This is a genomic window from Clostridium sp. TJA032 (assembly GCF_058310275.1).
In genome coordinates, this window is record NZ_JBZEFB010000001.1 from 266,854 (window position 1) to 290,337 (window position 23,484).

Here is a 23,484-nt window from a genome sequence, read left to right on the forward strand (position 1 = left end):
CTATGGAAAATATAAATATGTATCTTTTAGGAAAATTAGATAGTAATGTTTTTGAAAACTCTAGGGGATTTTTGCAATTTAGTGTAAAAAATATAATAGAGGATTCCTTAGAAAATATAAAGGAAGAGAGATTTAACTGTTTTATTGAATCTATATATAAATATGGATTAATTGAAAGGGAAGGAGAAAGTAAGGAAGATACATTCTATGATTATTTAAAGGACAAGCTTCTTATATTCACTCCCTTTATAAGCACAAATCCTTCTGCCTTAAAGGAAATAATAGTAAAAAAGCCAGAGAATTTTAGTGAGGAGTTTAAATATAGAGCAGTACCTGTATACTCAGAGAAAAACCTAAAGATAGATTTTAAAGCTTTTGTAGAAAAGCTAAAAAATAGAGAATGGATAGAGGAGGTTTTAGGTCTTTCAAAGGAAGAGGAGAATTTTCCAAGACTTATATTCTTTGAGGATAAGAAAAAGCTTTACGCCCTTTCAGGATTTACAAAACAGCATTTTAAATATGGTAAGGTTAGATATGATTATGACAAGCTTTACGCCATAGAAGAAAGTGAAGCTTGGTATGATAATTTTATTAGAAGTGCAGAGATTTCAAATATAATCTTTGTAGAAAATAATACAGCCTCTTACATAGAAGCTCTTTCAAGGGAAAGCAATTTAATTTCAAACCTTGAAAAAAGGGAGGAAGAAATAAAAGAGGATATTACCTTTATAAAGGAAGAAAATAAAGAGGATAAAGAAGAAATAAAAGAAGAAAGCCTTACCTTAGAGGAGGACTTAGGAAACTTAAAACTTAAAATAAAAGAAGAGATTTCTACGGAAAGTCTTTTAGAGAAGGAAATAGAAAGACGAGAGGAAAGCTATGAGAAAACAGGGGAAGATTTCTTTTTAGAAAACTTTAAAGAAACTTGCATAGCTATGAAACTTCTATATGATGAAAAGGACTTAATAAACTTTCATACAGCTATGAAATCCTCAAAGCTTGTAATTTTATCTGGCATGAGTGGAACAGGAAAGTCAAAAATTGTTCAAGCCTATGGAAAGGCCTTAGGCCTTTCAGAAAATAGATTAAACTTAATTTCAGTAAGACCTTCTTGGGGAGATGATAGTGATCTTTTAGGATATGTAGATAGTATAAACAATATTTATAGACCAGGAGATTCAGGCTTTATAGACACCTTAATAGAGGCATCAAAAAATAAAGAAGAACTTTATATAATATGCTTAGATGAAATGAACTTAGCAAGAGTTGAGCATTATTTTTCTCAAATACTTTCTGTTTTAGAACTAGATAAAGAGGAAAGAGTATTAAAGCTATATAATGAAGAATTAGAAGAAGGACTAAAAAATTCAAAAAAATATAAGTCAAAAATAAAAATAGGAGAAAATATTCTTTTAGTGGGAACAGTAAATCTAGATGAATCTACCTATCATTTTTCAGATAAGGTTTTAGATAGAGCCAATGTAATAACCTTAAAGCAAGGAAATTTTTTAGCCCTTAAGGGTTTAAAAAATAGAGAAAGAGAAGAAATTAAGGAAAAGCATTGTAAAATCACCTTTAAGGAATATGAGGATATGATAAAACATGAGGATTTTATAGAATTAAAGGATAGAGAACTTCAATTTTTATCAGAAATAAATGAAAAGATGAACTTTTTAAATAAGAATGTAGGTATTGGCTTTAGAATAGTAAGTCAAATAGATGATTATATAAGAAATATTCCTAAAAACTCCATAATAAGTAGAGAAGAAGGCCTAGATATTCAACTTGCCCAAAGAATACTTCCAAAAATCAGAGGAACTAAGGAACAATGGGGTAGCTTTATAGGGGAATATGATATTTATGATGGAGAAAGCCATTATAATAAGGAAGTAAAGGGAGAACTTTTAGACATACTAGAAAATTATAAGGATATTTCAGACTTTAAAACCTCAAAAAAACAAATTTTAAACAAGGCAAGAGAGCTTAGCATATATGGATACACCTTATAATTTTAATGTAAGCTTTGAGAAAAACTACACAAAAGAAATAATAAATTTAAAATTTTATGAGGCTTTAAAGGATATAGATTATGAAAACATAGCAGAGGTTGAGGAAAATAGCTTAATTCATTTAAGATTTCAAGGGGATAAAGAGGCTAGGCTTTACATGGAGGAGCTTGATTTAATCTTACTAGAGCTTTTAGAAAAAAAGCAGGAGGAATATAATATAAGAACCACAAAAAGAGGAGGTTTATTTTTAGGACCTTCAGAGGAGAAAATCCCTCTATGTAAAGATGGGGTTTCCCCTTTTATACCAGGAATATACTTAATTAGAGTTGTTTATAAGGACATAATATTTTTCTCTGCCTTTAAGGTTATAAATAAAATAATTACAAAGGATGAGGCAAAGGAAATAAGAAGGGAGTTAGAGGAGGAAATAGAGGGAATAAGCTTTGATTTTGTAAAGAGAAAATTTAACCTTTATGAAAAAGAACTTCTTTTAGACTTACCAAAGGGACTTTATAAATTCTTTGTAATTGCAAATGAGTTTAAAAATATAATGCATTCTCTAATGGAGCTTAGAGTAAGACCAAACTATAAGATAAGAACAAATTATAAAGAGGTAAGAAGGGAAAAGGTTAGGTATATAGACAATGTAACCATTAGAAACCATTTAAGTAATTCAGAAAAAATGGGCTTTATGAAGGTGCCAACAAAAACTATGGAATATGACTTGCCAGAGAATAGATGGGTTAAGAAAATAGTCTTAGAAATATCAAATCTTTTAAAGGGCTTTATAAGGGAAATAGAAATAGTTTCTAAAAAGAAAAGTAAAGCCTTAGAGGAAATAAAAAGATATTCAAGTGAAGGAAGTAACAATATACTACTAAACAAGGAGAAAAACACCTTAGACTATATAATAGAACTTAGAAACAAGGCTTTTAAAATGAGAAATTCCATAAATGTATTAAAATCTACAGAGTGGTATAATAGCATAAAATCTGTAGAAACCTATACTCTTCCCCATGTATTAATACAGGATTCAAGATACAATATTTTATATAAAGTTTATGAAAGACTTCACTCTAAGGACTTTAACTTTAGCAAAAAAGAAAGATTTACTCTTCAATGGAAAAAAACAGATATACTTTATGAAATGTGGTGTTATATAAAGCTATGCAATATATTAAAGGATTTAGGATATGAGTTAATCTCTAAGGAGGGAGAAAAGGATATTTACCTTCTAGAAGAAAACACCTTTAAAATCTTTAAAAAAGAGGATATAAAAATAAAGTTTTATTATGACACAAAAATACCAAAAAGTAGTGAAAGAACAGACTTTGAAAAAAATCCACTTTTTATAAGAGCAAGTAACAATAAGCCAGATGGAAGAATGGATATATATAAAGGGAACTTTTACTTAGGAAGTGTACTTTTTGAATTTAAGTATAGAAGAAAAGAAATGCTTTGGGACAGCAGAGATTATTATAGACATCTAGAACAGGGAGTTTGCAAACAGTTAATTTCCTATGGTATAGGGTGTGCAAGTAAATTTATTTTAAGAGAAAGGGGAGAGGAGTGTAAGAAGGTATTACCTATATTTCCTGTAAGCAAGGTTATGGTTTTTTATCCAAAGGATAAGGATGAAAATAGCAATCTAGAGGATGTAGAGGACTATAATATAAAATTTTTAAAATTTAAACCACAGAAAAATTTAGACCTTGTAAAAGAGGAGTTAAATAAGGAAATAAATGAGGTTATAGAAAGAGAAGGCTTTATAAAATAATTTAAAATAAGAAATAAAATAACCTGAAATTAAAGAAATTTCTTATAAAATAAAGATTTTAAAATAAAAGTTTATAAAGAAAAAATTTTTTATTTTATATGTATAAAAAAAATCATTAAGGAAATAATATTTTATATAAAGCTTTAAGATTTTAAATTTCCATTTAAGCTTTATTTTCTCTTCTCTACCAGTAAACCCTTATAATTGTTTTAATAATTTTTAACTTAAAAAGTAAGACATTCTTTAATGTCTTACTTTTTTATTTTTAAAACTATTCTTTTTATTATCTCATAGAGGTTACTTTTTAAAGTTTAAATAAAGGAATATAAAACCTTAAAAAAGCATTTATGTTAATATTTTTACATTTTAACAAAAAAGTTATATAATATTAATATAGTATTAAAGGAAAGTATAAGTGTTAAATATTATAAAGTATTTAGATTTATAACATAAAAACAAAACAAAGATAAGTATCTTTGTTTTGTTTTTTGTATGAGGATTTTAAAAAATCTAAGCTATTTCTTTACAACTTAAACATACACAGTTTATAAATTTACCAGGGATATGAACCTTAGTAACTTTATACTTTTTTCCATCAATTAAGACTATAAGTGGGTAGGTTCTTTTTATAAATTCAAAAGTTAAATTGTTCTTTCCACAATATTTTGCAATTTCTAAAGAGATATCATAGTCATTTTTAGGTATATCATCTAAATCGATTAGAAAGCCTTTTTTAAACATAAAATCTTTCTCCTAAATAAAATTATTTGTTATAGTATTTCAATTATACTATAAAATTTCATTGAAAATGATTTTATCTAGGTAAATTTGATTTAGAATATAAAATTAAAATCATAAAAGAAGGGAGGATTTTCATGGAAAATTCAAAAATGAGGGTAAATATAATATCAAACGTAGTAATAAGCTTAGCAATTTTAGTTTTAAGTTTCCTTAAGGATAATATTTCTTTTATATTTTTTCTTAATTTAGTTTTAATAGGTGCTTTAAACATAGCCTTTTTAAACAGGGTTAATTATTCTATAGATTTATTAAGCAGGTTAAAAAAATTACAAGAGGTTGATTTTCCAAAGTTTAAAGATATGTCTATGATAGTTTTAGGCATAGTTTTTGCCCTTTCATCTTATGCAGTACTTTTATTAGAAGCCTTAGGAATTTTTAGTTTAACTGACAATATAGAGGCTTTAAATTATGCAAGTAAACCTTTTTTATATACTGCCTTTGCAATCTTTTTTATATGGGCTTTTATAACAAATATATCAGGGGTAATTGTAACAGAAAGCAAGGAAAGAGGAAGAAGATTATATGAATTAAAAAATAGTTCTGCTGCTTTAGGAAGTGAAGCAATAAGTAGAGCTACTGGTTCTTTTAAGGAGGGAATAATCCTTGGATATTATATATTTTATTATAAAAATATAAATAATAGCTATAAGGACAAAGAGGGAAATGTAATCTTAGAAGGCTATGATAAAAGTCCTTTTAGAATAAAAATAGAGGGAAAAAGAAGTAAAAAATACTTTGCAAAGCTTTTTAAACTTTAATTTTAAGTTTATTTTTGTACATAAAAATCAAAAAATAAGGATATAATATAAAATATAGGCTCTAAAAATAAGTCTTTAAAAGTCTTATATTTAAAGAGCTTAAAGTCTTAAAAAGGGGGCTACCCTTAAGATAAAGTTAAAGGGCTACAAGGTAAAAATCTTGTAGCCCTTTTAGTTTATGGCTTTATAAAAAAATAAGTTTTAAAAGCTTTTTATAAGACTTAATTTAAAAGTTAAATTTTAAGATAAAGTACTATTTCTTTTTAAGAATAAATATTTATTCCCAAAGAAGTTTACATAGATAGGAAATAAGAAGTGTTTCCAACCACTTGGGTAATTTCCACAATCAAAAAATATAGTTTCATCATCTTTAAGGGAAAAATTTAATTTAGCACTTTTGCACCAGTCTATTTTTAAATAAATGGTGTGTTCTCCTTCTTCTAAGTCAAAGTGCTTTGTTTCCCCACACTTAATCTTTCCACAGTAATCACCATCTATAACTACATTATAAGACCTCATAATGTCTAGTAGATTATTTCTATGAACAACTATCATAAATATTCCCCCCCTTTTTTAATTACTAAACCTATGTATATTTTACCAAATTTTTAATAAATGGTAAACATAAGAAATTTTTAAGCAGATTACAGATTATGATTTTTTAAAAAGAAAATTAATAATATTTAGGGAGTGAAGAAATACTAATTAAGGAGAGAGAAAAAAACTAAGGGATTTTTGGGAAAGTAATAAAAAACTCTAAATTTATTTTATAGATTGTTATAAAGCTTTTATAGATTATTTCATAGAAAATATGATTTAATAAATATCAATAAGGAGGTGTATTTTAAAATGAAGGATAATAATAGCAAAAAATCTCTTAAGGAATTTATTCTTAAGGGGAAAAAGCATAAAATAGATTTAAGCAAGTATTCAAAGTATTTCTCAGATAAGGATTTTTTTGAAAAATTAAAAAGGTTTGCTAAAAAGGCAGGAATAAAGGTTGTTTACATATGTCTTTTACTTTTCTATACCTTAAAAAAGGACACAACTCCTAAATGGGCAAAAAGTATTATTATAGGAGCCTTAGGATATTTCATACTTCCTTTAGATATTCTTCCAGATATTGCACCTATAGCAGGATATACAGATGACTTAGGTCTTTTACTTGCAGCCCTAGCAGCAGTAGCCTTCTATATTGATGATGAAGTAAAGGAAAAAGCAAAAGGTAGACTAAAAAAATGGTTCGGAGAATATGAGGAATCTTCTATAGAAGATATTGATAAGAAAATAGAAGCATAATAAATTAAAAAATAAAAGCATCTAAAATTTAGATGCTTTTATTTTTTATATAATTATTAAGTAATTAAAAAAAGAGAGGCTTGTCCTTTCTATATTATTTAATAATTATATTTAAAGTATTTAATTATTAATAAATTTTCTTTTGCATACTAAAATTTATTGGCATTCTTATACTTTTAGTATTAGGATATTTTTGAGTTTCTAAGAAAATTCCAGAAGTTCCTTTTGCAGGTCCTGAAAATGATTCAGGAATTATTTTTTTTGATGTATAGTCCTCAGCTAGTTTTTTAAATAATTTTGGAATTTTATCAATTTCAACTATTAAATTATATTTCCAATAATTGCAATCAAATGTCTTTGCATATTCTTTAGTTATAGAACATTGGTTTTTAGTATAAAAACTTACAACTATAGAATCATCATTTATAAGTATTTTTTTACTATCATCTGAATTATAACTAGTTGGTTTCCATTCTTCATTTTTTTATAAACCTTTAATCCGAATTTTTCTAATATAGAAATTAGGTCATATATATTATCCTTTGTATAATTAATAAGTGCTTCTGAGATAAGTTGTATTTCATGTTCTGTACAACCAATATGAACTTGTTCTCCACCTTTTGAAAGATTATATCCTATAGAAGGATTTCTTGATTGATAATATTCTATCCAGTAAATTTCTCTTTCATTTAACTGCTTTTGATCTTCATATTCTTCAAGAACTTCAACTTTGAAGTTTTCTTTCCCATATTTTTTATATACTTTTTTGTAAATAAATATTTAATATAAAATTTACATTAAGTAAATTTCATATTAAATATTTATTTTAATTTTACGTAATGATATCATATAAGTATAAAAAGCAAATTAATAAAGAGAGGTGATAAGCAAATGAATTTAGCATATGTAAGAGTTAGTACAATAGAGCAAAATGAGAAAATGCAAGAGGAGGGTTTAAAAGCTTATAATATAGAAAAATGGTTTATAGAGAAAGCAAGTGCCAAGGATACAAATAGACAGAAATTAAAAGAACTATTAGATTTTGCTAGAGAAGGTGATACTATTTATGTATGGGATTTTAGCAGGTTAGCAAGGAGTACAAAGGATTTATTATCAATAGTTGAGTTGTTGCAAAATAAAAATATTAATTTAAAAAGTATTAAAGAAAATTTAGATACAAGTACAGCAACTGGAAAATTAATGTTAACAATGATTGGAGCTATAAATGAATTTGAAAGATCAAACTTATTAGAAAGGCAGAAAGAAGGTATAGCAATAGCTAAAAAAGAAGGTAAGTACAAGGGGAGAAAATCAAAGCAAATAGATGAAAAATTTATAAATTTATACAAAAAATATATTTGTAGAAAGATTAATAAAATTGAAATGGCAAGTCAATTAAATATAAGTAGACCAACTTTGGATAGATTAATTAAAGAATATAAAAGAAAAAATAGTTAAAAGATAATTATTTATTTAATATTTTATAATAATAAATACAAGTAAATTTATAAAGTTTATTTATTTAGTAACAATAATAATGAATTTAAAACAGGAAATATAGAATTTATTGATATTATATATTAGATTAATTAAAATAATAAATAAAGAAAAATTAAGATTAGTTTATGTTTATATTTAAATATGGAAATATTCTTTATAAATTATAAAAAAACAAGATGTATTTAAAGTAAATAAATATAAAAGTTAATATAATATTTAATAGAAATAATTTGGTGATTTATTACTAAATAAATATTAGAAACAGTACATGTTATATTTGTATAAGTAAAATTAGTTATTATTATAATATAATATTTTATATAAACTTCACCGCTAATTAAAAAAATATTTATCCATTTTTATTAAGTTATTATACCCTTTATGAGTTTAAGATTGAACTAATATACAGTATATTTATATAATTTTAATAAATATGGTATTTTTAAGAATATTATATAAATAAAAATAGCACCATAAATTTATGGTGCTATTTTTATTCAAAAAACATTACAACATAATATATGAGTGAACATGAAAAAAGTCATTAGTATCTAATGACCTTAATTATTCTACTATTAAAACCTTTACTTTGTCAATATTTTTAATAAATATATTAATATGGTATTTTTAACATTGTTATAGGATTTTTCTTATATGCAAGTTTAAATTAAAAATAGAGTATGATATAATTCTTAATGTGTTATCATTATTAATTATTTATTAAACCAAAACATAGATGTATTTAAGTATAAAGGGTATAAAGGTGTGCACACCTTAAACTTTAATTAAACCGTAACATTAGATGTGTGCTTTAGGGCTTTAAATAATTATAATGATAACATTAATAAAAAAAGAAGTTAATTAAACCTCTTTTTATATTTTTATATTAAAATATTCCAAGCTTTCTAAGAAAAGATTTCTTTTTATATTTATCACTTCTTCTCACATAATTTTCCTGTCTATATCTTAACAAGTTTTCTGTATTATCAAAAGTTTCCTTTATCATAAGGTTTTGTTTTGATATTTCATCCTCTATTAAACCAAGTAGTCTTTCACTTTCCTTTTTAACTCTTTGATTTTCTACCTTAAAGCATTCATTTTCTATATTTTTAGTTCTTATTTTTCCATTTAAGCTTTCTATCTCATTACATAAAGCTTTATTTTCCTTTTTAACTCTTTCATTTTCTACTTTAAGACTTCCATTTTCAATTTTTTGTCTTTCAATTATAGATTTGAGATTTTTAAGTTCTTCTTTAAGATTTTCTTCAGTTGCTTTTTTCTCTATCATAAGTTGTAATTTATTTACCCCCTCTAAAGTTAAGTACTTTTTTCTTTTTTCAGTTACTACAAAATCTTCAAAATCTTTATTGTTAATCTTTTTGTATATACTTTGCTTACTAACATTTAATTTATTTGCTACTTCATCTATGCTAAACACTAAAATACCCCCCCCAAAAAAAGATTTTATACCTAATTATTATATTAGACATATAAATCTATAAACCTTCAATAATATTACTATTTATATAAATTATATATTATTTAATAATTTTTTGTATATTAAAAAAATAACAATAATTTATATATTGTTATTATTTTTACAATTAAAGTAAATTAATAATAATATTAACTTAAATATTGTAATAATTTGCAATTAGATTAATAAAATAAATTGATTTTTAGTAAAACATACAATTTAAAATAAATGTTTATATTGTATAATAGGTTTAATATATATTTTAGGCTTGATATAATAGTTTAAGAATAAAATCTTATGATATTTTATGGGAGGGAATAAAGGTGCAGGTTTATCAGCTTGATGTAAAGGTATACCTTTTAGAAGATATAAAAAGTGAGGAAGCTTTAAAAGAAATAAGTAATTTTATAGATATTACCTTAGGCAGAAAAGAAAACTTTTTAAAGTTACATAGAGAGAACTGTTATAAAATGTATTGTTTTAATTCTTTTTACCCCTTAGAGAAGGATAAGCTTTATAAAAAAGATAAGATTTATACCTTTCAGCTAAGAACTATAAATAACAAATTGGCAAAATATCTTTTAAATGAGATTCATAAAAGTTACAATAATTCAATAAAAGGTATAAAGGTTAATATAAAGTTAATAAAAAAATGCTTTATAGATAAATTATACTCTATAAGCCCAGTTCTTGTAAAAAATGATTTTGGGTATTGGAGAAACAATATGTCTTTAGAGGAATATGAAGATAGACTAAAGATTAATAGTATAAAAAAGTATAATGAATTTACAGGAGAAAAAATAAGAGAAGATTTTCCACTATTTAGCTCCTTAGAGTTTAAGAATAAAAAACCTATAGCTATAAGTTGTAAGGGAGTAAAACTTCTTTCAGATAAATTAAAACTTCATATAAGTCAGGATGATTTATCACAGAAAATAGCTTATATGCTTTTAGGAGTTGGCTTAGGAGAAGGAAATCCTAGAGGCTTTGGATATGTAAATTACAAAACAATATAAAGAGGGGAGGGGAGAAGTTGTTAAATCAGATTATAAACTATATTTATAATAATTATGGAAGTACCTTAGAGGATAAAATTTTAGAGGAATACACACTTTCAGAGGGAACTTATATTATAGTTAAGGAAGATAAAGAGGGAAATTTAAAAGAAAGCTATAGAACAGAGATTTCATTTAATAAAAATACTAAAGAAGTAGATTTTAGTATAGAAAATTTTAAATTATTATGTAAAATGGATTATAATAGTAAATTAATTGATATGAATAAGCCAATTGATAACAAGAAAGTTATACATAGTAACAATTATTTAAGTTTTTTTCTTAAAAAGGAAAGCTTAAAGAAAGATGAAAAGACGGGAAAAGCAAAGTTAAATAAAGAACGTATAGAGGATTACTATGGAGTTTTATCAAATTTAGAAGAAAAGTATGCAAAAAAGGGTAAAAAGTCCTTAGAAATTTACAAGAAGGTAGAAGAAGAAATTGGGCAGGTTAATTTAGAAAGGCTTTCTAAAATAAAGTCTTGGATTTGTGATAATATTTTTAAGCTAGATATAGATGTAACAAATAAAAATTACTTAAAGATATTTTTCTTATATGAGGAAGAGGATTTTATAAAGGAAGGTAAACGTTATTTAATTCCTAATATTTATAATAGCAATAATTATAATATAAAAACTAAAGAGGGAATTTTAGGTTTTCCAAATAATAATTCAACCTTAAATAGCAAAAAGCCTTTTTTAGAAAATAGAACTAGAAACAATACAATTCCTTTCCTAGTTAGTGAAGAAGATATATTAAAGCATAAAAAAGTATTTGACTTATTATTTAATAAGGCCTGTAAAGGTGAAACTAACATATATATGAATGAAGAAGAATTTTATGCTATTAAAAATGGAGAATTTATAAAAAATAATAATTTCTCTGGGATTTATCTTAAAATACAAAGAACTACTGAATGTGAAATAATTGACTTTGATATAATTTCTTCCTACTCTTTTAAGCTTCATAAGAAATTTAATTTCCAAAATATTATAGGTGAATCTTTAGAAAATTTATATAATAAGAAAAAAGATACTTGGCATTATGGAATAATTGAAAATAGAGATGAAATGCATGAATTAATTAACATAATACTTTTTAATAAGCTTTTAAAAAATAATTATTTTTTAGAGGAGCCTATTATTAAAGAAGGAGAGGTTAAGAGAGCTTTATCAATAAGTAAGGAGCAGTTGTTTAACTTTTTCTATAAAGGAAATTCAAAAAATATTTGGAAAAGCTTAAATAAGGCATCAAAATTAATGCTTAAACATTCTTTAAATAATGGATATTACAAAAAGGCAATTAATCAGTTTAATTTAATTTACTCATTAAAAGAGTATTTTGAGGAAGGAGAGGAAAGCATGGCAGAGGTTCTTTTAAAAATAAAGAATACTTTAAGAGAAAAGGTCTTAAAGCAAAAAGAGGACTCTATAAGCTGTGATAGAGAATACTTTTATGCAGTTGGTCAGTTAACTTCTTATTTAGTAGGAAAAAGCAAGGGGAAAAACAAGGCTTTATCCTTAGGTAATCCTATAATAAATGCAAAAAATGATAAAATAATAAAATCAAATTTATTTAGACTTTATAAAAAATTTAACTATGCTTTAGACCTAAATAAAGATTTAAGGTTTAAAAGAATGTATACCATGATTTTAGCTTATGAAGTTGAAGGAAAAATACAGGGAGATATAATAACTGCTGGATATTTAAGTAGCAATATTATTTATGAAAAGAAGGAGAGTTAGATTATGAACAAAAGAGTTTATGGATTAATATGTATTTCATCTAGAATGGCAAACTGGAATGCTGATTTTACAGGATTCCCAAAAACAACTTCTGATGGAGATATTTTTGGAAGTGATAAGGCCTTAAAGTATCCTATGAAAAAAGCTTGGGACAATTCAGGAGAGAAGGTTTTATATATAAAATCTATGAAATTTTCTGAGGGAAAAAAAGGTGAGGTTTCATTAGTTCCAAAATCTTTAAAGGAAAGATATGAAAGTCTTTTTGGAGAATATTCAAAGGAAGAAAATAATTCTAGAGAGCTTTTAAAAAATTTATTTAAAGCTAAGGATGTTAAAAATTTTGGAGCTACCTTTGCAGAGTCTAAAAACAATATATCCATAACTGGCGCAGTTCAAATTGGACAAGGTTATAATATTTATGAAGAGGCTGAGGCTGAAGAACAAACTATATTATCACCTTTTAGAGATAGTTCTGTAAAATCAAACAAGGAAGAAGAAGCAAAAAATTCAACTTTAGGAATTAAAATAGTAACACCAGAGGCTCATTACTGTTATCCTTTTGTTATAAATCCCCTTGCATATAAGGAGTTTATAGAACTTGGGGTTACAGAAGGATATACAGAAGAGGATTATAAAGATTTTAAAGAGAAGGCTCTCTCCTCAGTAACAGCTTTTGCAACAAATTCAAAGCTTGGTTGTGAAAATGAGTTAGGAGTCTTTATAGAAACTGAAGGTACTTTATACTTACCAAATCTAGATAGATATGTAAATTTTATAAAGGGAGAAGAAAAAAATACCTTTGAGTTAAATTTTAAAGAAATTTTAGAAGGGCTAGAAGAAAGAATAAAGAGTATAGAGGTTTATTATAATCCTTTAACAATAGATGTTAAAGCTAACTTTGAAGGAGTTAAGTATTATAGCATCTTTAGTAAAAAAGAGGTGTAGTATATGGAAATTTTAAAGTTTACTTTAGAAGGAAGAAATGGTTTTTTTAAAAGGCCTGATGTGAACTCTAAGCTTTATTTTACCTATGGTCATATTCATAAAGTTGCCTTGCTTGGAATTTTTGGAGCTATAGTAGGTTATGGAGGGTATAATAAAAAAAAATTTACTACAAGTTATGAAAAGTTTTCTAAGGAGGAGGTAACTTTACCAGAGTTTTATGAAAAACTAAAGAATTTAAGAATTTCTATAGTTCCAAGAAATAAAAAGGGTTTTATAGAAAAAAAGGTTAATGTATTTAATAATTCTGTAGGATATGCCTCTCAAGAACAGGGAGGAAATTTAATTGTAAAAGAACAATGGCTTGAAAAGCCTTCTTGGGATATTTATCTTCTTTTAGATAATAAGGAAGCTAAAAAAATTTCAGAATTTATTTTAAATAAAAAGGCTATATATCTTCCTTACCTTGGGAAAAATGACCATAGAGCAGATATATTAAATTGTGAAATATGTAGTTGCAATGAAGTTTTAGAAGCTGATTTTATAGATAGTTTCTTTAAAAAAGGAACATATAAGTTATCAAAGACTAGTTATGATAATTATGAAAGTCTTTATAAGTATGAAGAATTTTTACCTATATCTCTTGATGAGGAGACAAGTATGTATAAAACAGAAAGTTTAATTTATACAAATAGTCCTTTAGAGAAGGGGGAAAAGGAAAGTTTAACTTATAAAGTAAAGGATAAAATTATTCAATTTATATAAAATAAGATATGAATATCTTAAGAGTTTTTAAAGGAAATATATTTAAATTTTTATATAAGCTTTATTAAAATAGGGGGAGAATATTATTAAATACACATTAGAATTACTTTGCAAGGAGTTTAATAAAAATAAAGATATGGATTTTTTATTTTTTTGGGGATATACAAAAAAGGGTAATAAAGAAATTACAAAAGCTTGTTTAAGTCAAGGGTATTACTCTGAATTTAGTATTGATGGAATTTTATATTGTTGTGCTGAACAGTATATGATGGCTGAAAAGGCTAGATTATTTAATGATTTTGCTATTTTATCTAAAAAATTATCAACATCTAAGCAAAAGTGAGATTAAAAGTTTAGGTAGGCAAGTTAAGAATTTTAACATAGGTATTTGGAATGGAGAAAATTTATTAGATTTTGCCTTAATGGAAGTTAGAGATAATTTATAAATTAGTAGCTTTTAAAAGAAAATACATTCCATATTTTCTGATTTATTTTACAATAGATGTAAAAAATATGAAATATAATAGGAAAATTTATATAAATTATAAATTTTATGGATTTAAGTTGAAAAAGATAGCTATATATTATATAGTCAAAATGTAAGGTAAATTTATTAGTTATGGAGTGTTTACAGTGGAAAAGTTCGACAGATATATAGAAAGCATTACTAGTGAAAATACAAAAAAAACTATATTGGTTATTTGTAATAAATTAAATAACTATATGAATAACTGTGGGATAGATTCTATAGTTAATATAACCTCTAAGGATGTAGATTCATTTTTAAAGCAAGAGTATAATGGGAAATCAAACACAACTTTATCAACTTGTATAAGTAGATTAAAAGACATGTTTAAATTTTATGGTAATCCAAGTGCTACAGAACATCTAAATTTATTTTATGTTAGGGATATGTTAAACGTTAAAGAGGCAGATATTTTTTCTCCAAGTGAGATATTTAATATAATAGATAATTTGCTAAATTATCAAGATAAGGCTTTAATTCTTATGATATACATGGGACTTTATGATAATAATTTTGACACTATAAGAAATTTAAAGTCAGAGCAATTAAAAGATGGTAAATTAATATTAGAAGAAGGAAAAGAAATAAAGTTAAATGAGTATTGTAATTCTATATTAGAAGGTGCAAAAAAAGAAACTGAAATTGAAAAGTATATGGAAAGCATACAAGAGGGAATTTCAACTCATTATCCTTTAAATTTAGATTCTCCTTATTTAATAAAGAGTAGATTAAGAAAGGGTGGAGCCCTTATTTTACCTTCAGCAACCTTAAAGAAGAGGTTTGAGACATATTCAAAACATTTACATAAAAAAATTACTCCAGTATCAATAAAAAATTCAAAACTTATTTATGACTTAGTTTTATTAGAATACAAGAAAAATGATGGTATAGATATAAATCAGTTAGAATTAAAAAGGGTTTTGAAAGAAAACGGTGTTATGGGTAGTATAGAAGATTTAAATGTAGTAAAAAAGAAAAATAAACTTAAAGTTTTAAAGGACATATATTTAGGTAAGGATTACTTCATAAAAGGAATTGAAGGCTTATTTTAGCCTTTAATTTTTTGAGTTTAATATATAATATAAATATAAAATATAAAATATAAATAAACCGTAAATTAATTAAATTTTAAGCTTAAAATTTACGTTATTTATTTACTTTATTTTAGTATTAATATATAATTTGAAATTAATGAGCTTTTTAAAAAATTAATTTGTTTAACCTTAATATAGGATGTATTTAAATTTGAAATTATTGTCTATTCTAATTAGAACAGTAATAATTTAACCATAACATAGGATGTTTTTAAAAGAAAGTTTATTTTAAAAGTTTATTTTTAAAGTTTAAATTTAATTTTAATATTTTATTTTAGAAAAGATGGATTTATAAATCCATCTCTTTTTATTTTAATTAAAGGTTTATATTTAATATAATATGTAAATTTTACACTTTATTAAATTTAAAATCTCTAAAATATGTATAATAAAATTATAGGATTGTAGATTAAAAACTTTACTAGGTATTTTATTAAATTATTTTAAGAAAATATTTAGTTATAAAGTTATTTAAAGATACTCTACAATAAATTTAAAGGTATAAACTTAAGGAGAAAGTATGAAGTTATTAGCAAGTGATTTTGATGGAACATTATTAGTAGATAAAAATATTGATAAAAGAGATGTGGAAAGAATTAAAGCCTTTCGTAGAGCGGGAAATAAGTTTATAATCTCTACAGGAAGAACTCTTCTTACCATGGAAGGAGTAATTGAAAAATATGATTTAGAGTTTGATTATTTAGTTCTTTGTAATGGGGCAGTAATACTTGATAAAGATAAAAAGGTTATAAAAAGCAATCTTGTTTCCTTTGAAGAGGTTAAAATAATTTTAGATGAGTTTTTAAAAGAGGACAAGGTTATGATTTATTTTGATAATGGAAGTGGAATGAAGTTATTAAAAAATGAAAAGGTTGATATGAATAATCTTGCCTTCTCAGAAGAATTAGATTTTCAAATTGAAACAAAGGAAGAAATATTAAGCTTAAAAAGTGGAGCAGTTATTTTAAGTTTATGTACTTCAGATGCTTCTTTAAAAAGAGGAGAACAGATTGAGAAAAGATTAATTGAACTTTTTGGAGAGGAACTTTCTATTTTTAGAAATCAATTTTTTGTAGATGTATCTTCAAAGGGTTCCTCAAAGGGAGAAGGGCTTAAAGAAGTACTAGCTTTAGAGAATAAGGATTTTAAGGATTTGTATGTAATAGGAGATTCCTTTAATGACATATCTATGTTTGAAATAACAGAGAATAGTTATACCTTTAATAGAGCTGATAGCTTTATAAAGGAAAAAGCTAATCATACTGTTGACTATGTTTATGAAGTAATTGATGATATTTTAGATAATAAATAGTTTAGTATAAAAATATTTTACATAGAGAATAGTATTTTAAAAGTATAAAAGGAGAAAAGCTTTTTAGTTTTTCTCCTTTTTATTTTTATAAAGAGAAGATAAAAGAATTTATATTTTAAAATTGACTTATTTTATAAAGCTAAGTTATACAATATGGGAGATTTGGGAAAGATTTATATAGAAAGATAATTAACTTTAAATTGATTTTTTTGTTTTATTTTTTAATGAAAATGTTAATTAAATTTAAACTTGTTTTCTTTTGAAAAATAGAGAGAAAAGCTTTACTTAAACAGTAAATACTATATAAACATATATAAATTAAAAATTTAGAGATTTATAAATATTAAAACTTTAAAAACTTGTTTCAAAAAAATTATTAAATATGCTATAATTTGTAGAATACTGTATAGATTTAAATTTTATAATGGGAGTTAATTTATGAAAAAACATAGGAGGTTTATAGTTATTGTCCTCTTTTTTATTGCCTTTATAACTTTTACTCTATTTCATGGGGCAGTTATAAATAAAGAAAAAGAAAAGACCTTATTAAAAATAGGATTTTATGATGATTATCCACATTTTTATATTAATAACAGAGCAAATGTATGTGGGTATTATAAAGATATAAGTGAGAAATTAGCAGAAAAGCTTAATTTTAAAATTGAATATGTAAATGGAAGAGTACCAGATCTTTTGCAAGAACTTAAAAATGGAGAAATAGATTTAATATTTGGTATAAATAAATTAAGCGAAAGAGAAAAAGACTTTGAATTTACTGATAAATCTATAAATGATGAATTAAACATCTTATACACTAATCAAAATATAGAGTATGGTCATATAGAAGATTTAAATAATAAGACTATGGGCTATATAGAAGGAGAATTAGATAATGAATGGATTTTGCAATATCTTAAGGAAAATGATATAAAGGTAAATTTAGTTAAGGCCTCTTCCTATAAGGCTGTAAAAACTTTGCTACTTGATAATAAGGTGGATTTTATTGTAGATAATCCTGATAGTGATATAAAAAATAAAGGAGAAAATATTAAGGCTATTTTTGAGTTTTCTTCTGGACCTAAATATATTGTTGCAAATAAAAATCATAAAGATTTAATAAATAGCATTGATAGAGAATTAAAAAATATGAATCTTAATGATTATATTGGAAATACTTCATATAAAGTTAGGATAGATAATTTCATTAAGGATACCTCTAATAGACATTTAATTCTTCTAGTGATTTTTAGTCTTTTAGTTTTATTTTTATTTAAAATTAAAAAGAATATTTTAAAAGTATTTAAAAGAAGAAATATAAGGGCTAATTTGAAAAAAGAAAATTATACGCTTTATTATCAACCTATAGTTGATTTTAAAAATAGCAAAGTAAGAAGTGTTGAAGCCTTGTTAAGACTTAAAAAAGGCGGGAAAATATTAACTCCATATTATTTTATGAAGGATATAGAAAGTGCTGATATGATGAAAGAAATTACTCTTTGGGTATTAAAAAGAGTAATAAGAGATTATGATACAATAAAATACTATAAAAATATAGATAAGAATAATTTTTATATATCTTTAAATGTATCCTTTAATGAAATAAAGGATAGAGAGTTTTTAAAAAAAATTGTAGATATAGTTAAGGAAAATAATACTCTTAAAGGTTGTATATGCCTAGAGATAATAGAAAAATTTGGCCTTGAAGAAATTGAAAATATAAGAGAAAATATAAGGTTTTTAAAAAGCAATGGAATTTTAATTGCTATAGATGACTTTGGAGTGGAATATTCAAACTTAGATTTATTAAAAAAGATAGACTCTAATATAATAAAGCTAGATAAGTTTTTTTCTGATGGTATTAAGGATTCTGAAATAAGCCTTAAGGTTATAAATTTTATCTTAGATATTTGTAGACTTTCAAATAAATCTATTGTTATTGAGGGCATAGAGGAAAAAGCACAGGTCGATATAATAAAAACCTTTCTTTATGAGAAAATTTATATACAAGGGTATTATTTTTCAAAACCTTTAGATATAAAAGAATTAAAAAGCTATACCTTTTAAGAGAATTTTAAGAATATAACTAGTAAATATTGAGAATAATAAAGGAAATAAGCTTTAAAAATAGAAGTAATTAAGTATTCTTAAAATTTAGGAGGTAAAAAGGGTGAAGATAGGAATAGTTGGAGAGGATGCAAAGGATGCTTTTAAAAGTTTAATTGGAATTGAGTTTATACTAAAAGACTTAAATATACAAGATAAGTTTATGGTTGTAAATCCTTTAACGGGAGAAGGTTTTGAAAAATTTTATTATGAAATTTTTAAGCGTTTTGGAAAAGATATTATAAGCAAAAAATATGAAAGATTTTTAGAATATATGATGAGCGAAGAATGTGGTTTTGACATTTGCTCTGATATTAACAATTTTATCCATATAAGAGATTTTACAGAGGATGATAAGAAAAGTTATAGCTTTGCTTTAGAAAGTTTTAAAGGTAAATATGGGTTACAATAATTAGATAATTAGATAAAAAACATCTTAAATGAGTGAGAAATTCATTTAAGATGTTTTTTTATTTAATTATTAAAGTTTTATCACACACCTTTAAAAGGAGACATATTATATTACTATAAGTTATTTATATTATATATTTAAAGGGTGAAAGGCATGTATAATCATACAGAAGATAAGTTTAAATTAGAATATGCTCGTGCGTATATATTACCTCAAAAATATGAAAATTTATATTCTATAAATAAGGCTTTTGAAAAGGGAACTATATTTAAAGACCTAGATAAGCCTTATAAAGAAAAAAGATAATTTTAGAGGTGAATGTTATGAAGGCACAAGAATTATTAAATGATATAAGAAAATTACAGTTTTATGCAGTAGAATTAAATCTTTATTTAGATAATTTCCCAGAGAACAAAAAAGCTACAGAGGATTTTAGAGAAATAGCTTCAAAATTAAATCAATTAATTTCTAGCTTTGAATGTGAATATGGACCTATTAGAAACTTTGGGGATGCTTATGTGGAAAATCCAATGGCATGGATTGAACAACCTTGGCCTTGGGAAATTACAGAGTAGGAGGATTTAATTATGTGGTATTATGTAAAAACTTTAGAATATCCAATAAATTTAAAAAGTAATGATTTAAATATAGCTAAATTTTTAATGTCTCAATATGGGGGACCTGATGGAGAACTAAGTGCAGCACTTAGATATTTAAACCAAAGATACACTATGCCAACTAATAAATCAAAGGGGTTATTAACTGACATAGGAACAGAAGAAATGGCACATGTAGAAATGATTGCTACTATGATTTATCAATTAGTGGATAATGCATCTATTGAGGATTTAAAAAAGGCTGGTTTAGCAGGACATTATACAGACCATGGAAAAGCTTTGTATTATGCAGATGCTCAAGGAAATCCTTGGACTGCAACCTATATTCAAGCAAAGGGAGATGTTATAGCTGATTTACATGAAGATATGGCAGCAGAACAAAAGGCTAGAACAACTTATGAATGGCTTATAAATTTAACTGATGACCAGGATATAAAAGAGATTTTAAGATATTTAAGAGAAAGAGAAATTGTTCATTATCAAAGATTTGGAGAGGCTTTGATGGATGTTCAGGAAAAAATGAAATATAAAAAATAGTAGTAAGGCCTATATAAATATTTATATAGGCCTATTTTTATGTGAAAAATATAAACTTATTTAAAAATAGATAAATATTATTAAATTATATTTTTACAAAAAATACAAGAAATGTTACTGAAATTAAATAGTTTTAACACAATATTTACCTATAGTCCACTAATTGTAATAAATAACCATGTTAAAATAATAATGTAAATAAAGTAAATAAAAGGATATTAAGTTTTAAATTGTAAATTTAAAATTTGAAGTCTTTAAAAACTTGATATTCTAAAAAACAATTAAGGGATATTTTAATGGGGAATTAAATTTCTTCTATATTTAGGCATATTTATATTTATTTTATTTTTTATTCCTTAAGAGTTTTAAAATTCTATTTTAGGAGGTGAAATATATTATAAATTAAAAAATACATCAGTTTTGTAGCTTAAGAAAAGGTTTTAGCAATATTAGATAAATAGCGAAATTTATAAATTATTAATTATAAATTTTATTTTAAAAGGGGTTTTAAAATAATTAATAGTTTATAGAATTTATGGGGGGATAATTAATATGATGAAATATTTACAACGACTAGGTAAATCCTTAATGTTACCAGTTGCAGCACTTCCTGTTGCTGGTATATTAATGGGTATTGGATACTGGATAGACCCAAGTGGTTGGGGAGCTAATAATGTTATTGCTGCATTTTTATTAAAAGCTGGTGGAGCTATTATAGATAACATGGCAATACTATTTGCTATAGGGGTAGCAGTTGGTATGTCAGATGATAATGATGGTGCAGCAGGTTTAGCAGGTTTAGTATCATGGCTTATGATAACTACTTTATTATCTACTTCAGTTGTTGCTATGATACAAGGAGTAGAAGTTGAAGCTGTTAACCCAGCCTTTGTAAAAATTCAAAACCAATTTATAGGTATTGTGGCCGGTTTGATAGGGGCTAGTTGTTATAATAGGTTTAAAAATACTAAGTTACCAGATTTCTTAGGATTCTTTAGTGGTAAGAGATGTGTTGCTATAGTTACAGCTCTTGTTTCCATAGTAGCTGCTATAATCTTATTCTTTGTATATCCTTTAATTTATAATGGATTAGTTTCCTTTGGTGAATCTATAATAGCTATGGGTCCAATAGGAGCAGGTATTTATGCATTCTTCAACAGATTATTAATACCATTTGGATTACACCATGCTTTAAACTCAGTATTCTGGTTTGATGTTGCAGGTATAGATGATATTGCAAAATTCTGGGGTGGTACAGGAGTTTTAGGAGAAACAGGTATGTATATGTCAGGTTTCTTCCCAGTTATGATGTTTGGTTTACCAGCTGCTGCTTATGCAATGTATCGTTGTGCAAAGAGTAGCAAAAAGAAGGCTGCTGCAGGTATATTATTAGCTGCTGCTTTATCCTCTTTTGTTACAGGGGTAACTGAACCATTAGAATTTGCCTTTATGTTCTTAGCACCAGTTTTATATGTAGCTCATGCATTATTAACTGGTATATCTGTAGCTGTAGTTGCAGCACTCCCTGTAAGGGCAGGATTTAACTTTAGTGCAGGTTTAGTAGACTGGATATTAAGCTTTAAAGCACCTATGGCATTAAATCCATTATACTTACTAGGAATAGGTTTAATATTTGCACTTATATACTATGTAGTATTTATGGTTATGATTAAGAAATTTGATTTAAAAACTCCAGGTAGAGAAGATGATGGAGAAGAAGATTCAAAAGCAGTTTTAGCTAATAATAACTATACTGAAGTTGCAAAAATAATCTTAGAGGGATTAGGTGGAGTTTCTAATATTTCTTCAATTGATAACTGTATAACTAGATTAAGATTAGAAGTTAAAGATAGTACCTTAGTTAATGAGAAAAAGATAAAATCTTCTGGTGTATCAGGAGTTATAAGACCAGGAAAAACAAGTGTTCAAGTTATAGTGGGAACACAAGTACAATTTGTAGCTGATGAATTTAAAAAGCTTTGCAAAGAAAAAAGTAGAGCATAGTATTTAAAATTTATAATATTATTTTACCAAAAGAGACTCCAGTAGATACAAATCTTCTGGAGTCTTGTTTTATTCAATAATGATTTTAACACCACGAACCTTAGCTGATTTTTTATTAAGTCCTTTTCTTTTAACTAAGTCATTTAATGAAATTAGGTACTCTTTAGCTTTTTCTTTATTATTTATTTCATTGTATGATTTTGTGTAATAATAGTAATATAAGAATAGTTGGCTTTCAAATAAATTATTTGGTGTTTCAATATAATTTAAAAGTTCTAAGACATTTTCATAATTCTTTTTTTCAAAATTGCAATATACTAAATCTAATAAGTGCATGGTATGAGTCCCTTTTGTTCGCTTTTTGCAATAAAAGTAATATATAAAGTCATGAAGGTCATCTAAACTTTCTTTAGATAAGTAGATTTTTGATTTATTAAGAAATTTATATTCTATAAATCTTAATATAGCTACAAATAAAAATAATAAAATTATATAGGAAAAGTCATCTGTTTTTAAATATTTAACAAGAAAAACAAGTAAAGAGATTATTGAAAATAGCCTTATTATTTTGCTTACTTTATTTAATTTTTTTATTTCTTCTAAGGCTTTCTCAGAATATTTATAGTTTTTATAATCGTAGTTTTTTAAGTTATATATGCTCATTATACCTCCATTTAAATATTGTTTGTAAATTATACCCAATTAAATTATACATAAAAAGTAATAAATGAGAAGTTATGTTAATTTAATT

At 24.9% G+C, this 23,484-nt stretch carries 22 protein-coding genes; 18 read left to right on the forward strand and 4 right to left on the reverse strand.

All coding sequences use genetic code 11. The annotated features are described in order from the left end of the window. Nucleotides 1–2: 2 nt before the first annotated feature. On the forward strand, nucleotides 3–2,009 hold the full coding sequence (locus AC4FRL_RS01170; RefSeq protein WP_491138165.1) for an McrB family protein: 2,007 nt from the start codon (nucleotides 3–5) through the stop codon (nucleotides 2,007–2,009). Continuing rightward, entirely contained in the window at nucleotides 1,993–3,786 is a 1,794-nt protein-coding gene (locus tag AC4FRL_RS01175; protein ID WP_491138167.1) for a DUF2357 domain-containing protein, read from the forward strand. The genes AC4FRL_RS01170 and AC4FRL_RS01175 overlap by 17 nt, the downstream gene beginning before the upstream one ends. A gap of 510 nt (nucleotides 3,787–4,296) precedes the next feature. Here AC4FRL_RS01175 and AC4FRL_RS01180 read toward each other — a convergent pair. Continuing rightward, nucleotides 4,297–4,527 carry a DUF4318 domain-containing protein gene (locus AC4FRL_RS01180; protein WP_491138168.1) on the reverse strand — a complete coding sequence of 77 codons (231 nt, stop codon included), beginning with the start codon at nucleotides 4,525–4,527 and terminating at the stop codon, nucleotides 4,297–4,299. 134 nt (nucleotides 4,528–4,661) lie between these two features. Between AC4FRL_RS01180 and AC4FRL_RS01185 the strand changes: the two genes are divergently transcribed. Then, nucleotides 4,662–5,345 carry a hypothetical protein gene (locus AC4FRL_RS01185; protein ID WP_491138170.1) on the forward strand — a complete coding sequence of 228 codons (684 nt, stop codon included), beginning with the start codon at nucleotides 4,662–4,664 and terminating at the stop codon, nucleotides 5,343–5,345. A gap of 240 nt (nucleotides 5,346–5,585) precedes the next feature. Here the strand turns inward: AC4FRL_RS01185 and AC4FRL_RS01190 are convergent, their stop codons facing one another. Then, complete coding sequence (locus tag AC4FRL_RS01190) at nucleotides 5,586–5,900, reverse strand: hypothetical protein (RefSeq protein WP_491138171.1); 315 nt, start codon at nucleotides 5,898–5,900, stop codon at nucleotides 5,586–5,588. 294 nt (nucleotides 5,901–6,194) lie between these two features. Between AC4FRL_RS01190 and AC4FRL_RS01195 the strand changes: the two genes are divergently transcribed. Together AC4FRL_RS01195 and AC4FRL_RS01200 are read left to right on the forward strand one after the other, a co-directional pair. Beyond that, complete coding sequence (locus AC4FRL_RS01195) at nucleotides 6,195–6,644, forward strand: YkvA family protein (protein ID WP_491138172.1); 450 nt, start codon at nucleotides 6,195–6,197, stop codon at nucleotides 6,642–6,644. 891 nt (nucleotides 6,645–7,535) lie between these two features. Further along, nucleotides 7,536–8,102, forward strand: a complete 567-nt coding sequence (locus tag AC4FRL_RS01200; protein ID WP_491138173.1) for a recombinase family protein — start codon at nucleotides 7,536–7,538, stop codon at nucleotides 8,100–8,102. A 928-nt stretch (nucleotides 8,103–9,030) separates the two neighbouring features. Here the strand turns inward: AC4FRL_RS01200 and AC4FRL_RS01205 are convergent. Continuing rightward, nucleotides 9,031–9,582 carry a hypothetical protein gene (locus tag AC4FRL_RS01205; protein ID WP_491138174.1) on the reverse strand — a complete coding sequence of 184 codons (552 nt, stop codon included), beginning with the start codon at nucleotides 9,580–9,582 and terminating at the stop codon, nucleotides 9,031–9,033. Between the two features lie 362 nt (nucleotides 9,583–9,944). On the opposite strand from AC4FRL_RS01205, the gene cas6 reads away from it, so the two are divergent. From cas6 to nagE, 13 genes are all read left to right on the forward strand, one after another. Further along, complete coding sequence (gene cas6 / locus AC4FRL_RS01210) at nucleotides 9,945–10,637, forward strand: CRISPR-associated endoribonuclease Cas6 (protein WP_491138175.1); 693 nt, start codon at nucleotides 9,945–9,947, stop codon at nucleotides 10,635–10,637. 17 nt (nucleotides 10,638–10,654) lie between these two features. Continuing rightward, on the forward strand, nucleotides 10,655–12,421 hold the full coding sequence (locus tag AC4FRL_RS01215; RefSeq protein WP_491138176.1) for a type I-B CRISPR-associated protein Cas8b/Csh1: 1,767 nt from the start codon (nucleotides 10,655–10,657) through the stop codon (nucleotides 12,419–12,421). Between the two features lie 3 nt (nucleotides 12,422–12,424). Continuing rightward, entirely contained in the window at nucleotides 12,425–13,366 is a 942-nt protein-coding gene (locus AC4FRL_RS01220) for a type I CRISPR-associated protein Cas7 (protein WP_491138177.1), read from the forward strand. A gap of 3 nt (nucleotides 13,367–13,369) precedes the next feature. Then, a complete protein-coding gene (gene cas5b / locus AC4FRL_RS01225) occupies nucleotides 13,370–14,128 on the forward strand; it encodes a type I-B CRISPR-associated protein Cas5b (RefSeq protein ID WP_491138179.1) in 759 nt (252 codons plus the stop codon). Between the two features lie 136 nt (nucleotides 14,129–14,264). Beyond that, entirely contained in the window at nucleotides 14,265–14,471 is a 207-nt protein-coding gene (locus AC4FRL_RS01230; protein WP_491138181.1) for an NADAR family protein, read from the forward strand. Between the two features lie 290 nt (nucleotides 14,472–14,761). Continuing rightward, nucleotides 14,762–15,706, forward strand: a complete 945-nt coding sequence (locus AC4FRL_RS01235) for a phage lytic cycle repressor MrpR family protein (RefSeq protein ID WP_491138182.1) — start codon at nucleotides 14,762–14,764, stop codon at nucleotides 15,704–15,706. A 562-nt stretch (nucleotides 15,707–16,268) separates the two neighbouring features. Next, nucleotides 16,269–17,060, forward strand: a complete 792-nt coding sequence (locus AC4FRL_RS01240; protein WP_491138184.1) for an HAD-IIB family hydrolase — start codon at nucleotides 16,269–16,271, stop codon at nucleotides 17,058–17,060. Between the two features lie 438 nt (nucleotides 17,061–17,498). Next, nucleotides 17,499–19,124, forward strand: coding sequence for an EAL domain-containing protein (locus tag AC4FRL_RS01245; protein ID WP_491138185.1), 1,626 nt, complete (start codon nucleotides 17,499–17,501; stop codon nucleotides 19,122–19,124). A 103-nt stretch (nucleotides 19,125–19,227) separates the two neighbouring features. Further along, nucleotides 19,228–19,575, forward strand: coding sequence for a hypothetical protein (locus AC4FRL_RS01250; RefSeq protein ID WP_491138186.1), 348 nt, complete (start codon nucleotides 19,228–19,230; stop codon nucleotides 19,573–19,575). A 153-nt stretch (nucleotides 19,576–19,728) separates the two neighbouring features. Further along, the gene (locus AC4FRL_RS01255) at nucleotides 19,729–19,881 is read left to right on the forward strand and encodes a spore coat associated protein CotJA (protein WP_491138187.1); all 153 of its coding nucleotides are present in this window, start codon (nucleotides 19,729–19,731) and stop codon (nucleotides 19,879–19,881) included. A 17-nt stretch (nucleotides 19,882–19,898) separates the two neighbouring features. Continuing rightward, entirely contained in the window at nucleotides 19,899–20,150 is a 252-nt protein-coding gene (locus AC4FRL_RS01260) for a spore coat protein CotJB (RefSeq protein ID WP_491138188.1), read from the forward strand. 12 nt (nucleotides 20,151–20,162) lie between these two features. Then, on the forward strand, nucleotides 20,163–20,729 hold the full coding sequence (locus AC4FRL_RS01265) for a manganese catalase family protein (RefSeq protein ID WP_491138189.1): 567 nt from the start codon (nucleotides 20,163–20,165) through the stop codon (nucleotides 20,727–20,729). A gap of 552 nt (nucleotides 20,730–21,281) precedes the next feature. Then, nucleotides 21,282–22,733, forward strand: a complete 1,452-nt coding sequence (gene nagE, locus AC4FRL_RS01270) for an N-acetylglucosamine-specific PTS transporter subunit IIBC (protein WP_491138191.1) — start codon at nucleotides 21,282–21,284, stop codon at nucleotides 22,731–22,733. 69 nt (nucleotides 22,734–22,802) lie between these two features. Here the strand turns inward: nagE and AC4FRL_RS01275 are convergent, their stop codons facing one another. Further along, nucleotides 22,803–23,396 carry a hypothetical protein gene (locus AC4FRL_RS01275; RefSeq protein WP_491138192.1) on the reverse strand — a complete coding sequence of 198 codons (594 nt, stop codon included), beginning with the start codon at nucleotides 23,394–23,396 and terminating at the stop codon, nucleotides 22,803–22,805. Nucleotides 23,397–23,484 lie beyond the last annotated feature (88 nt).

Excerpts from the sequence above, each read along its gene's own strand:
- AC4FRL_RS01185 (WP_491138170.1), top strand. The coding sequence starts at position 4,662 with ATGGAAAATTCAAAAATGAGGGTAAATATAATATCAAACGTAGTAATA.
- nagE (WP_491138191.1), top strand. The coding sequence starts at position 21,282 with ATGATGAAATATTTACAACGACTAGGTAAATCCTTAATGTTACCAGTT.
- AC4FRL_RS01245 (WP_491138185.1), top strand. The coding sequence starts at position 17,499 with ATGAAAAAACATAGGAGGTTTATAGTTATTGTCCTCTTTTTTATTGCC.
- AC4FRL_RS01260 (WP_491138188.1), top strand. The coding sequence starts at position 19,899 with ATGAAGGCACAAGAATTATTAAATGATATAAGAAAATTACAGTTTTAT.
- AC4FRL_RS01265 (WP_491138189.1), top strand. The coding sequence starts at position 20,163 with ATGTGGTATTATGTAAAAACTTTAGAATATCCAATAAATTTAAAAAGT.
- AC4FRL_RS01200 (WP_491138173.1), top strand. The coding sequence starts at position 7,536 with ATGAATTTAGCATATGTAAGAGTTAGTACAATAGAGCAAAATGAGAAA.
- AC4FRL_RS01175 (WP_491138167.1), top strand. The coding sequence starts at position 1,993 with ATGGATACACCTTATAATTTTAATGTAAGCTTTGAGAAAAACTACACA.
- AC4FRL_RS01180 (WP_491138168.1), bottom strand. The coding sequence starts at position 4,527 with ATGTTTAAAAAAGGCTTTCTAATCGATTTAGATGATATACCTAAAAAT.
- AC4FRL_RS01255 (WP_491138187.1), top strand. The coding sequence starts at position 19,729 with ATGTATAATCATACAGAAGATAAGTTTAAATTAGAATATGCTCGTGCG.
- cas5b (WP_491138179.1), top strand. The coding sequence starts at position 13,370 with ATGGAAATTTTAAAGTTTACTTTAGAAGGAAGAAATGGTTTTTTTAAA.
- AC4FRL_RS01230 (WP_491138181.1), top strand. The coding sequence starts at position 14,265 with ATGGATTTTTTATTTTTTTGGGGATATACAAAAAAGGGTAATAAAGAA.
- AC4FRL_RS01190 (WP_491138171.1), bottom strand. The coding sequence starts at position 5,900 with ATGATAGTTGTTCATAGAAATAATCTACTAGACATTATGAGGTCTTAT.
- AC4FRL_RS01220 (WP_491138177.1), top strand. The coding sequence starts at position 12,425 with ATGAACAAAAGAGTTTATGGATTAATATGTATTTCATCTAGAATGGCA.
- AC4FRL_RS01195 (WP_491138172.1), top strand. The coding sequence starts at position 6,195 with ATGAAGGATAATAATAGCAAAAAATCTCTTAAGGAATTTATTCTTAAG.
- AC4FRL_RS01240 (WP_491138184.1), top strand. The coding sequence starts at position 16,269 with ATGAAGTTATTAGCAAGTGATTTTGATGGAACATTATTAGTAGATAAA.
- AC4FRL_RS01275 (WP_491138192.1), bottom strand. The coding sequence starts at position 23,396 with ATGAGCATATATAACTTAAAAAACTACGATTATAAAAACTATAAATAT.
- AC4FRL_RS01170 (WP_491138165.1), top strand. The coding sequence starts at position 3 with ATGGAAAATATAAATATGTATCTTTTAGGAAAATTAGATAGTAATGTT.